We start from the raw sequence: 13429 nt of genomic DNA on the forward strand, positions 1-13429 counted from the left end.
TGTTAGAATCCGATGTTAACACCAATTACAAAACTCTTGATTGTGGTAGGCGAACCGAATGTCTTCTTATTGTTGTCATAGTTCATTAAATCTGTATCCAGCCAGTCGCAAGCCTTGTAAATGGAGAATGGATTCATGGCCTGTACATATACCTTCAAATTGCTGAGTCCTGTGTTCTTCAGCTGTTTCGTTGTGAAGTTATAGCCTAATGAAATATTACGGACTTTGATGTAAGATCCATCCTGATAGCCCATAGAAGAACTGTAGGTATCGGCGGCTTCACCGTTTGACCCCGGAGAATAATATTCTGCGTTTTCGTTGGTGCCTGCTACCCAGTAATCAATTTTACGTTGCATGTAGCGTCCATCCAAGGTGAGTGAACCTTGGGGTACATCAAATCCCCAACGTGAAAGAATGAAGACAGACAGCTCGAAGTTCTTGTAATTGAATGTGTTAGTCCAGCCTGCTGTCCAGCGAGGACGTACGTGACCTACAATCTGACGGTCGTTGGTTGCATCAATCTTATCATCATTATTAAGGTCTTTCACTTTGATCTGACCGGGTTTGCGGCCATATACGGCTGCTTCTTCCGCTTCCGAAGTTTTCCAGATACCATCATACACATAATCATAATATACACCGATTTCTTCTCCGACGAACCAGTTATTGTTTACGTCTTCAGTTCTGCCGTTGGACAGTTCATCAATCTTGTTTCTATCCATTGACCAGGTTGCGGTACTGTTCCAGGTAAAATCTTTAGTCTCAACGGGAACGGCATTTACCTGTAAGTCGATACCCCAACCGGAAGTCTTACCGACATTGGCATAAGTAGAAGTATAACCTGTCAGTGAAGGTATGGACATGGCCAGCAACAAATCATTGGTTTTAGTCTTGTAAGCATCAATACTACCGCTCAGTCTGTTATTAAAGAAGCCGTAGTCAATACCCAGGTTGTACTGCGTTGTTCTTTCCCATCCTAGTTCGGAGTTGGCCATCTTGGCGGGATCTTTTGCAGAAGGATCTGAAGGAACATAACCCAGAGAGGAGTCTGTCTGTCCCCAGTTGTAATACAAACCGGTGATGGCACCTTTAGTAGCATAAGCATCAATTGCAGCATTTCCGGTTACACCGACACCGAAACGGAGTTTTAATTGACTGAGCCAGTTAATGTCTTTCATGAAGTCTTCCTGATCAATGCGCCATGCCAAAGCTGCAGAGGGGAAACTGGCCCATTTGTGTCCCGGAGCCAACTGTGAGGCACCATCCCAACGCATGGAAGCTGTCAACAGATATTTATCTTTGAAACCATAGTTCACGCGGACCATATAAGATGCCATTTGAGTTTCAGTCAGTCCTGTACCAAAGGAACTCAGAGTGCCGGCAGTACCTAAATTGTACCATAACTCATCGGCAGAAGCAACGTTAGTGGCTCTCATATCGCCCATTTCGTAGTGATATGCTGAAGCTGACTGCATTAATGTCAGACCTAAATTATGGTGTTCGGCAAATCTCTTATTATAATAAATCAGGTTGTCCAATGTCCATGAACGCTTCTGTTCGTTTTTGTACTGGGCGCCGTTGTTACCATCACCATTGATACCTCCGGCGGCATTTGCAATTCCTAACGTATAGTATTGGAATTCAGGACCGAACTGGAGTCTGTACGAAAGACCTTCCAGCGGTTTCCATATTTTCCCGAAATCAACCTGGGCATACATACTGGCGTTGGCACGGAAAGTACGGCGTTGGTTGGTGTTGTAGTCCAATTCCCGAATCGGATTGATGATATTTACATCACCATTAGGATTACGAATGTAGTCACCGTTTGAATCATAAGGCACAGTCCAGGGGAGCATACTTCTTAAAGCATTGTAAAGGTCGCCCGAACCGGTTACTGATTTGGAGAAATTGTAACCGTAATCCTGATCCGAATAAGAAGCATTGATTGAAGTTCCCATTTTGAAGAAATCTATCGGATTAATGTCAAATGAGGTCTTCAGGGTATAGCGTTCGTAAGCCTGTCCCGGTTGTGTACCTTTCTGGTTTAAATAACCGAATGAGGCATATCCCTGGAATTTTTCTGAACCGCCTGATGCACTTAAAGTATGCTCGTGGGTGATACCGGTTTGCTTTCCGTTGGATGCCCAGTCATAGGAACCGACTTTTGAAGCATCATAAGTTCCGTTTGACCATGCTTGCTCAATATTTGCCCATGAAGCGGCGACGCTGCCGAAAATAGCTTTATCAGCTGTATAATCGGGAGTTGCAGAAGCATAAGAACCCATGTTATACTTGGCAGTACGTGCATAGTCCAACCATTCTGCCGCACTCATCATCTCGGTTACATCATGCAATGTCTCAAAAGTGACTGTACCGGAATAGTTCAGCGTCACTTTTCCTTGTTTACCTTTCTTGGTAGTCACGAGGATTACGCCATTTGCACCACGGGAACCATAAATGGCAGTTGCAGAAGCATCTTTCAGAATGTCGATAGCTTCAATATCCGAAGGATTGATGTTTTCGATGCCGCCGGTTTGGATAATCATACCGTCAACAACATACAAAGGACCTTGCTCCGCATCGATAGAACGTACACCGCGGATATTGATACCACCGACTTCACCCGGGCGTTGGCTGGATGTGATGTCCACACCGGCAGTTTTTCCCTGCATTCCTTCCAGCGCATTCTTGACAGGCATCGCTTTCAGTTCTTTTTCGCCTACGCGAGCCATAGCACCGGTTACGTCACTCTTCTTCTGGACGCCGTAACCTACTACTACAACTTCATCCAGCATGGCATTATCTTCCTGTAATGTCACTTGCAAATTCGTTTTCCCGGCAACGGAAATCTCCTGATCTTGATAGCCTATGAAAGAAATTGAGATAGTACCTTTATCCGGTACGTTGGAAAGAGTAAACCTGCCGTCCAGATCAGTGATAATTCCGTTAGTAGTACCTTTCACTACAACATTAGCACCGATGATCGGTTCTCCGGTTTGGTCAACCACAGTGCCCGAAACTGTTTTGCTTTGCGCATAAGCCCCTATAGCCAATACTGAAAACAAAGCGATGAGGAACAGCCGCTGGAGTTTACCCGTGCGACCAAACAAGCTTAAATTCTTGCTGTTTTTCATACTTTAATTATTAAGTTAAACAAAAGTTAGTTTTCTATTCTCTCAGGAGATTCTCAGGTCTCCTTGCTGTGAAAAAGTGTTGCAAATATACATGTATGGGGTAGAAAAGGGAATGTAGGATTGTGTCAAAGCATGGAAAATTCCGTCTTTCTGACTCGAAAATTGTGTCAATACTCATGGCTAAAATCAAAATGAATAGTTCCAATGGCATTTTAATTATTCCGGGCTTTCATATTAGTAATGTTGGTGATAGGCAGGTGAATATATAGGTCTATAGACTGCAATACTTAATAAATCTAAATGTTTTAACCTTTATGCACACTTCTCTATTATTAATTGCTTCCTTTAGGCAAATAATTGTCTTTTAAAGGCATCCTTTTTTTAAATCTTAATATTTTATGGACATTCGAAAGGTATATTTACTTATTCTGTTATGCACATTCTGTATCTTGTCTCCGGTGTATACACAGCAGTCTCTTTCTGATGAATTCAGGAAAGTGGCAGGAGATTATGCAGCGCTTTATACCAGTAAAGTGGAAGTGGGCTATAGTCCATATCTCTATATAAACCATCCTTATTGGGATACGGATGAGTTTAAGAAAGGAGCGGTTTGCTATGGTGGGTTAGTGTATACCGACCTGCAACTTCGATATGATACTTTTAAGAAGCAATTGATCGTAATTACTCCCGAAAAACGAATACTCCTCCAGGTTGACATGAGGAAAGTAGACTATTTCATTATTGGAGATAAAAAGTTTGTGCCGCATAACGATACTTTTGCTGCAATCCTATATGATAGTCCGCAAATGCGATTGACTCAGTATGTTCAGTGCAAAATGGGGACGCCTGTTGAGAAAGGACGGATCAGCTATAGACAGTTCGAAAAGCCTGCACGTTTTGTTTTGTCTAAAGATGGGGTGGACCATACCGTGACTTCCCGTTCCAGTTTTCTGAAGCTCTTTCCGGCTTATAAGAAACAATTGAAGAAGTATGCAAAGGAAGAGCAATTGAGTTTTAATACGCTCTTTCGTGCAGAGTCGTTGACTGAGCTAACAAGACATGCAGATTCTCTAATTAATAAGAAATAGTTATGACAATATATAAAATAAGGTATATAGCAGCCATTCTGTTTATTATATCCCCTTTCGTGGCATTTGCACAGCAGCAGGCAGGAGATAGTATTTCTATTTTTGAACTGATAGATGCCGTTGAGAAAAACACTTCGTGCCGCATCTATACGACGATTGCAGAGCCGTTTAAAGTGAAAAAGGCTGAGACCTTAAAACCTACTGCCGAGAGTCTGCGACAAGCATTAACTGCAACACGTTATAAAGTTACTGTCTATGGCAACCGGATCTTCGTTCTGCCTGAAGCGTTTTTATCTACCACGCTTACTCCGATCTTGAAAGGAGAACAGATGAAGGAAGAAGAACAAGCCTCTTCTTTTATTCCTGTCGTAAAATCTTCTTCGGAGAATAAGGTTTACGAGATAGGGAACAGATATAAGCCTTCTTCGGAAGAGATGGTGGTGCTGACCGGAAAAGTAACGGATTTCAAGTCCGGACAGAATCTGGAAGGAATTAACATCGTCCACCGGGAACCGTGGGTTGCCACAGCTACCGACCGTCAGGGGAATTTTACCATTAAGCTCCCCGTCGGATATAATACCATTGAAATCAATGGACTGAATATAAAGGAAACACGCCGGCAGTTCATGGTGTATGGAGAGGGAGCTACCCACATAGAACTGGAAGAAGAAAACCATTTGCTGGATGAGGTTCTCATCGTCTCCGGGCGTGTGCAGAATGTAAGGAGCACTCAGTTGGGAATGGAGAAGTTCCAGCCCAGTTTACTGAAGAACATTCCTACAGCTATGGGGGAGGTGGATTTACTGAAGATGCTTCAAACTCTTCCGGGTATCAAAACTGTGGGGGAGGCATCCAGTGGCTATAACGTGCGCGGAAGTGCTGCCGACCAGAATCTGTTGTTGCTGAATAATGGAACTATTTATAATCCGAACCACTTATTCGGTTTTTTCACCGCCTTTAATTCGGACATGATAAAGGATGCGGAACTTTATAAAAGCAGTATTCCCAGTCAGTATGGAGGGCGTATTGCATCCGTGCTGAATATAACAAGTAAAGAGGCGAGTAAGGAGAAGTTTACGGGTTCGGCGGGCATCGGACTTGTCACCAGTAAACTGAATCTTGAAATACCGATCATTAAAGAGAAGACTTCACTTCTTTTGAGCGGACGTACCACATACTCGGACTGGATCATGAAGATGCTGCCCGAAAAGAGTGGCTACCGTGATGGTAAAGCCGGATTTTACGATTTGGGAGGCGTATTCTCGCATACATTGAATGAGCGTAATAAACTAAATATATACGGCTATTACAGCCATGACCGTTTTGCTTTTAACGATAACCAGAAGTACGCTTACAACAATATGAACTTCTCTGCAAACTGGAGAAGCATATTCTCTGAGAAGCTGACGGCAAATTTCTCTTTCGGTTATGATCATTATGATTACCGGAATGATGAATCGGTAGAAGAGGCGGCAGCTGCCCGCTTGTCATTCGCTATCAACCAATGGTTTGGAAAGGTTGATTTTAGTTACAAGCTGGATAATAACCATACCTTGAACTTTGGGCTCATGAGCCAGTTCTATAATATCAACTCAGGAACTTATGAACCACTGCATGAAAGTTCGCTGGTGAAATGGGACCAGCTTCAAAAGGATAAAGCGCTGGAAAGTGCCATTTACATTGGAGACCAATGGGAGGTAACCCCTAAACTATCCGTAAATGCGGGTATACGCTATTCCATGTTCAACCTTTTGGGCCCGCGCACGTATTATACTTATCAGGATGGTATGCTTCCTTCTTCCACCACCGTTGTTGACTCTGTATCAGTGGGTGGCGGAAAAGTGGTTAAGACCTATCAGGGGCCGGAGTTCAGATTGTCTGCCCGCTATGCTTTCAATGATGACTTCTCCGTAAAGGCAGGCTTCAACACCATGCGGCAGTATATTCATAAAGTATCGAATACTACCATTATGTCGCCTACGGATACCTGGAAGCTGAGTGATACGAATATTAAACCCCAGAATGGCTGGCAGTTGGCAGCAGGGGCATATTATAATACACCCGGCCAGGTATTGGAGTTGTCGGTGGAAGGGTACTATAAGAAACTGAACGATTATCTGGATTATCGCAGTTCGGCCAGGCTGATCATGAATCATCATCTGGAAACGGACGTGATTAATACGGAAGGATATGCCTATGGCGTTGAATTCCAGGTAAAGAAGCCGTCCGGCAAGCTGAACGGATGGGCCAGTTATACGTATTCGCGTACTTTCCTGCGCCAGAATGACCCGCGCATAGCCCGCCCGGTCAATGGTGGAGACTGGTATCCGACGGAGTATGACAAACCGCATGACTTCAAGTTGGTGGGAAACTATAAGTTTACCCGTCGTTACAGTGTGTCTTTCAATATGGATTATAGTACGGGCCGCCCTACTACCATTCCTGCCGGACAATATTACGACCAGGGATTGCAATCCATGCAGGTGTACTACACGGACCGTAACAGTTACCGGGTTCCCGATTACTTCCGTCTTGATCTTGCTTTCAATATAGAGCCGAGTCATCATCTGACTCTGCTGACGCATAGTTCTATTTCTTTCGGTGTCTATAACCTGACCGGAAGGAAGAATGTTTATTCCATTTATTATGTATCTGAGAATGGTAGTGTGCAGGGATATAAGATGTCCATTTTCGGCGCTCCTATTCCTTTTATTACTTATAACATAAAATTCTAAAGGGATATGAAGAAAAGAACGAATATAATAATCCTGATAAGTTTGCTCGGTTTTACTTTGAGCAACTGTATAGATGAGTTCGATGCTAAGATTCCGGACGGCGGTGTAGGCTTGCTGGTGGTTGAGGGTAATATTATATCAGACAGTACTGTCGTGTTTTCATTGAGCCGTACTTTTTCCTTAAATGAAGATGACTTGCCTTCGGGATATAATAAGATTACAGCCGATGTCAGTGTTGTGGGAGAAGACGGTTCGCGCATAGCGGGAACTTCCATTGGTGACGGACGGTACCAGGTACGAATAGGAACGCTGAATAAGCAAGTGCGTTACGGACTGGAAATTGTATATGAAGGGGATACGTATAATTCTGAACTACAGTATCCGATAGAAACGGCTGCAATCGAAGAGGTCACTTTTGAGCAGCCGGAAGATTACGGGGATATACACATTCGCCTCTCTACGCGCAATGCAGGGGCCACAGGACCGGCATATTATATCTGGACTTATGAGGAAGACTGGGAAGTAAGGGCGGCATTTTATTCTAAATGGATATATGATCCTGTGACAGATGAAGTGCATACTTATGAAAAAGCGCCTTATGCGCAAGGATGGATTCATGCGGAGTCCACAAAAACGCTTGTTGGCTCTACGGAATCGAATGCCGAAAATCTATTGAAGAATAAAAAAATGTATTCTTTTGCCTCCGACAATCTTCGCGCTTCGTATTATTACAGTACGTTGATGAAGCAGAGAGCCTTGTCAAAAGGAGAGTTCGAGTATTATGAGAACAAGGTGAAATTGAGCGAAGAGATGGGCGGTTTGTTCACTCCCCAACCCTCGGAACTGCCTACTAATATCACTTGCAGCAATTCGGATAAACAAGCCATTGGTTATGTGGGAGTCAATATGAATGTAAGCGAGTACCGCCTTTATATTTCTACCAATGACATACAATATGATAATCCGTATGAGTGTAGTCTTTTACCGGATGGAGAAACGGAAAACAAAAGTAATTATGATTTATATATAGCGGGATATCGCATTGCCTTTTCTGAAATGACGGGGTATCAGTGGGCTAAAAAGGAATGTACTGATGTGCGTAGTTTGGGGGCGACTCTCAATAAACCTTCTTTCTGGCCGTTACCGGACAGGGGATATTAATATCGGAGTATTATGAAAAGAATTATATCGATCATTATTGGTTTGATTTCGGTGCTGGGCTTACAGGCGCAGGTCACTGAATGTATGCGAATATATACGGATAAGGATAATTATCTGGCAGGAGAAGATTTGTGGATAAAAGTCTGTGTGACGGATTCGGCAGAAGCTCCGTTCAGTAAAGTGGCTTATGTGGAGATCAGCGATATGCGCCAGGTGTATGCACAAGGCAAGATTGCCTTGAAGAATGGAACCGGATGGGGGCGTATCAAATTCCCGCAAACTATGCATTCGGGTGCCTATCAGCTTACGGCTTATACCCGTTATATGAGAAATCAGTCAGCAGACCGCTTCCCGAAGAAATATATTGCTGTTCTGAACGCCAGTCAGGCCACGGACGGAGATGATGTGGAATTATTAAAAGATTCGGTTTCTTTGACTTCGGGTAATCCGGTACTTTCGTCGTTACGTTTGTCAACCGATAAAGCCGTGTATGGAAATCGCAGTAAGGTGACTTTGAAGTTACCGGAACTGCCGGGTGATCTGAAGGATTTTTCTTTGTCTGTGGTGAGAAGGGATTGTGCGTTACAGGCTTTTCCGTCTGCCGTTGAAGTGCAAAAAAACAATAAGGCTGCCGGAGAACGCTTTATTGCCGAGTGCGAAGGACATATTGTGACCGGAAGATTAATAGGAGCATCGGCCGATTCGGTGAATGCCCGGCTATCGTGTGTTGGAAAGGATATCCGTATCTTTGACGGGCAACTACAGTCCGATGGCACTTACGCCTTCTATACCTCGGAAATCATGAATACCCAAGATATAGTGTTGACGGCTTTGCCGGGAAAAGGACGTACGGGCCGGTTGGAAGTAATATCTCCTTTTGCAGAAGTGCTGCCCGCGAAACTTCCCAAGCTTCGATTGGCATATGATGAGGAAGCATTGATAGAACGTAGTATCGGAGCGCAATTACATCACATCTTACCGGTAGATTCCACTCACGGACAGGCTGTGTTGGAACAGTTGCACGATTTTACCCCTTCACTCAGTTATAATCTGGATGAATATGTTCGTTTCAATACGGTCCGTGAAGCTTTTGTAGAATTTGTAATGGGAGTACGCGTAAGCAAGGCGGATGGCGCAACGATTATCAGAATATTGCAGGATGATGTAAAGCGGTTCAGTAGCTTAAAAGCGTTGGTACTGATAGACGGAGTTCCTATTGAAGATCATGATGCAGTATTGGACTATAATGCGCGTTTATTGCATTATATTCATCAGTATAGCGGCAGATATACGTTTGGCGGTAAACTGTACGATGGAATCATTTCGATGATAACACATCGTGGAACCCTTCCCGGACTACGCCTGGATGAGAATTCCCAATTGTTTGCTTATGAATTCCCGCAGAACCGTCCTGATTTTACAGCTCCGGTATATGACTCGGAAGAGCAACTGCATTCACGTATTCCCGATTTCCGCCACACGCTTTATTGGAATCCGGATATTACGGCTGCAACGAATACTGTCAGTTTCTACACATCGGATATGAAAGGAACTTATGTGGCAACCCTGCAAGGGATTAACAGCAAAGGAGAGTGTGTACAAGTACAAGGTGAGTTTGTAGTACGATAGTATATTCCTTTCAGGCTCTTCTCTTAGTATCCTCATGCAAAAGATGGCATCTTTAACATCAAAAGATGCCATCTTTTGCATAAGAGGATTATGAGATGAACCTGAAAGGTCTTATTCTTCCACCTGAAAGGGTTGTATCTTCCGGTTCCAATAGCCTGTATTGTTCATACTAGGAGTTAAAGCAAACACCAGTACGCCTGCTGTCGGAATCTCTGTAGTTCCGATCAAAGCTTTGGCTCCTTCAGGGAGGGTAAAGTTATAAGGTTTGTCGCTATAATTAAGGACTATCCCCAAACCGTTGCGGTATTCTATTGTCACACCATAGGGCAGATCCATTACAGGGATGTTTAGTTTCGCATAGAGTTTTTTAAGAACATCCCTTTCCAAGGTTCCGTCCGTACTGTCGATTCCTATGTATGTGATAGTACCTTTGCCAAGTTTACGGGTAGTAATGGCCGGTTTTCCTTCATAAAATTCTTCGATATACTTTCCCCAGATCTGGCAATCCTTGCTTGGTTTTAGTATTTCTCCCCAAGTGTTCCAGGTGTATTCTTTGCCATCCATCACAAACTTTCCCGGTTCTTCGGGGAGCAACAGGTCATAAAATTCCATTTCATTTCCCGTCAGGTCGTAGATAAGCGAGCCGAAAGGAGCTTCCGGTAAACGCCCGTAACGGTCTTTCTGTGCCGTGCGACAGGTTAATACCAGATTACCTCCATTTCTTACGTATTCATTCCAGCGGTCTGCCAATGTCTTGTCCGCCATCTGATAGGCAGGAGCGATGACTACCGGATACTGTGACAGGTCTTTGCTTTCATTGATGATATCGACCGGAGCACCGAAACTCTTCAAGGTGCGGTAATACTTGTCGATGTGTGCCATTGTATTCCAGGTGCGGTTTTGTTTTTGCCTTTCGATGCTCCATGCGTTTTCATGGTTGAAAAGAATGGCGGTGCGACGGGCTTGATAATCGGCAGGCTTCACATCACGTGCCTTTGCCTGCGTGCGCAGTTGCTTCACTTCCTTAATGAATTGCTCGAATTCACGTCCTCCGGGAGTGATGGTTGTTCCGTCCGTATTCACAATTCCGTAATGATATTGCTCTGTTCCGTAAAGCGGTTGGCGATAACGGTATGTACAAATAAAATCACTTCCGCCTGCAAATACGCTCCAAAGCCATAGCCGGACAGCACCGGGCAGCGGTTGCGGATTGATGCTTCCCCAATTTACTTGTCCCGGTTGTAACTCCATCACACCGTAAGTTCCCTGTACGGGACGGAAAAAATCGTTGGCGAAAGCGATGCGTAGAGGGTTTCCTACCCGGTATCCGCGACGCCCGATACCTTCGTTGTCACCGTAAACCATGTAGCGGGTGTAGCTCACAAAATCCAGATCGGGACTTCCACCGATGTGTCCTTCATCGTAGTTGGGAATATAATTGGTGGTTACCCATTGGTTGTGGGCATACTTCTTAATCAGCAGGCATTGCTCGTTTAGGAAATCATTGGTCTGCCGGGCTGCAAAGCGCCGGTAATCCAATATCTGGTGATGATTCATAAACATCTGTGCGGTCTTGGGGAGAGTGATTTCATCGAAAGAGGAGTAGACTTCACTCCAGAAAGCAGTGCCCCAGGCATCATTCAATTCTTTGATATTATTATGATATTTATTTCTCAGGAAATCACGGAACGCTACTTCCGCGGCCTGGTTATAATCGAATTGTACGGCAGGCTCATTGTCGAGTTGCCAGCCCACAATACGGGGATCGTTGCCATAATGTTGCGCCAGTTTTTCTATCATCTTGTAGGAAAGCTCCCGATAGCGGGGAGAAGCGAACGAGGCATGCTGACGTGCACCGTGGTCGAGGAGTGTTCCGTCTTCGTATTTAATCAGGATTTCAGGATATTTGCGGCTTAACCAGACGGGTGGGGTGGCGGTGGAGGTACACATCACTACTTTTAGTTTGTATTTATCTGCCAGAGCGACTGCTTTGTCCAACCAGGCAAAATCAAATTTACCTTCTTCCGGTTCCAATTGTGCCCAGGCGAATTCGGCGAAGTGGGTGAACTCAAAACCTAAGTCGTGCATTTGCTTGAAGTCGCGTTCCCACTGGCTTTCGTCCCAATGTTCGGGATAGTAGTAGACGCCGGTCAGGGTGAGGTCTTTGTCATTGAACCAAGTGGACTGTGCAAAGAGCATTCCGCTCATCAGGCATGCACAGAGTAGGGTGAAGATCTGCTTTTTCATGGATGTTTTTCTTGATGGATTTATATGTATACAAAGGTAAGCTACCCATGAAAAAGAGCCTATGGAAAATAGTGCAATTCCCTGCAATATAGGACTCTTTTAGATGAATTTCCATGCAAATGTACGTGTTTCCATTCATTGAGACAGTGAAATGGGCTATTTTCGCAACATGAATTAATGAACGGAATAATGGATACATAATAACCACATCATGAAAAAGAAGCTAATAGGAGTTTTCCTTCTAATGAGTCTCGTTTGCGGAAGCATCAGTGCGCAAGGATTGCCTGACAGGAAAGAGACGCTCGAAACCTTAATAAAAGTGAATAATTACTTCATGAAGAAGTACGCGGACTATCGTACTCCGTCTTATAATGGTATTATTCGTCCCAGCAATATCTGGACAAGGGGAGTGTACTATGAAGGACTGATGGCGTTGCATTCCGTTTTTCCTCGGGAAGAGTATTATGATTACGCTTATCAGTGGGCCGATTATCATAAATGGGGAATGCGTAACGGGAATACTACCCGCAATGCGGACGACCAGTGTTGCGGACAGGTTTATATCGAATTGTATAATATCTGTCCTGACCCGGAGATGATTAAGAATATCAAGGTCAATATTGACATGGTGGTTAATACTCCGCAGGTGAATGATTGGTGGTGGGTGGATGCCATACAGATGGCGATGCCTATTTATGCTAAGCTGGGTAAACTGACAGGAGAGCGGAAATATACTGATAAGATGTGGGAATTGTATAGCTATACCCGCAATGAATATGCCAAGAACGGACTGTTCAATCCTAAAGACGGGTTGTGGTGGAGAGATCATGATTTTGTTCCGCCTTATAAAGAACCTAATGGGGAAGATTGTTATTGGAGTAGGGGCAATGGTTGGGCTTATGCCGCACTGGTACGGGTGCTGGAAGAAATTCCGGCGGATGAGGTGCATCGTGCGGATTATGTCAATGACTTCCTGGCCATGAGTAAGGCAATAAAGAAATGTCAGCGTAAGGATGGTTTCTGGAATGTGAGTTTGCATGATGAGACAAACTTCGGTGGGAAAGAGACAAGCGGTACGGCTTTGTTCGTTTATGGAATGGCTTGGGGCGTGCGTAATGGCTTGTTGGATAAAAAAGAGTATCTTTCGGTATTGCTGAAGGCCTGGAATGCGATGGTGCAGGATGCTGTTCATCCGGACGGGTGTCTGGGGTATGTACAGGGAACGGGAAAGGAACCAAAGGATGGCCAGCCGGTGACTTATGATAAAATACCTGATTTTGAGGATTATGGTATAGGATGTTTCTTGCTGGCTGGCACGGAAGTGTATAAATTGAATTAATTAGTAACAGATTTCATAGATTATAGTATAATTGATAAAAGAATCAATTAGGAGGAAGGAGGGGCTGTGAAGTCGTTCCTTTTCTTTTTCTTTGCA

At 44.2% G+C, this 13429-nt stretch carries 7 protein-coding genes; 5 read left to right on the forward strand and 2 right to left on the reverse strand.

The window, feature by feature from the left end:
• Positions 1–2: 2 nt before the first annotated feature.
• Complete coding sequence (locus BACCELL_RS14870; protein ID WP_007212689.1) at positions 3–3134, reverse strand: SusC/RagA family TonB-linked outer membrane protein; 3132 nt, start codon at positions 3132–3134, stop codon at positions 3–5.
• Between the two features lie 398 nt (positions 3135–3532).
• On the opposite strand from BACCELL_RS14870, the gene BACCELL_RS14875 reads away from it, so the two are divergent.
• From BACCELL_RS14875 to BACCELL_RS14890, 4 genes are read left to right on the forward strand one after another with little or no spacing between them, the layout of a single operon-like run.
• The gene (locus BACCELL_RS14875; protein WP_007212690.1) at positions 3533–4222 is read left to right on the forward strand and encodes a hypothetical protein; all 690 of its coding nucleotides are present in this window, start codon (positions 3533–3535) and stop codon (positions 4220–4222) included.
• A 2-nt stretch (positions 4223–4224) separates the two neighbouring features.
• On the forward strand, positions 4225–6957 hold the full coding sequence (locus BACCELL_RS14880) for a TonB-dependent receptor (RefSeq protein ID WP_007212691.1): 2733 nt from the start codon (positions 4225–4227) through the stop codon (positions 6955–6957).
• A 6-nt stretch (positions 6958–6963) separates the two neighbouring features.
• Positions 6964–8118 (forward strand): DUF4249 domain-containing protein, encoded by a 1155-nt coding sequence (locus tag BACCELL_RS14885; RefSeq protein WP_007212692.1) that lies wholly within the window; start codon positions 6964–6966, stop codon positions 8116–8118.
• A gap of 12 nt (positions 8119–8130) precedes the next feature.
• Positions 8131–9747, forward strand: coding sequence for a hypothetical protein (locus BACCELL_RS14890; protein ID WP_007212693.1), 1617 nt, complete (start codon positions 8131–8133; stop codon positions 9745–9747).
• Positions 9748–9858: 111 nt separating this feature from the next.
• Here the strand turns inward: BACCELL_RS14890 and BACCELL_RS14895 are convergent, their stop codons facing one another.
• Complete coding sequence (locus BACCELL_RS14895) at positions 9859–11955, reverse strand: beta-galactosidase (RefSeq protein WP_394372956.1); 2097 nt, start codon at positions 11953–11955, stop codon at positions 9859–9861.
• Positions 11956–12205: 250 nt separating this feature from the next.
• Here BACCELL_RS14895 and BACCELL_RS14900 point away from each other — a divergent pair, with 250 nt between their 5' ends.
• Positions 12206–13333 carry a glycoside hydrolase family 88/105 protein gene (locus tag BACCELL_RS14900; RefSeq protein WP_007212695.1) on the forward strand — a complete coding sequence of 376 codons (1128 nt, stop codon included), beginning with the start codon at positions 12206–12208 and terminating at the stop codon, positions 13331–13333.
• Positions 13334–13429: the final 96 nt, after the last annotated feature.

Origin of the sequence: Bacteroides cellulosilyticus DSM 14838 (genome assembly GCF_000158035.1) — a bacterium.
In the GTDB taxonomy this organism is placed as follows: Bacteria; Bacteroidota; Bacteroidia; order Bacteroidales; family Bacteroidaceae; genus Bacteroides; species Bacteroides cellulosilyticus.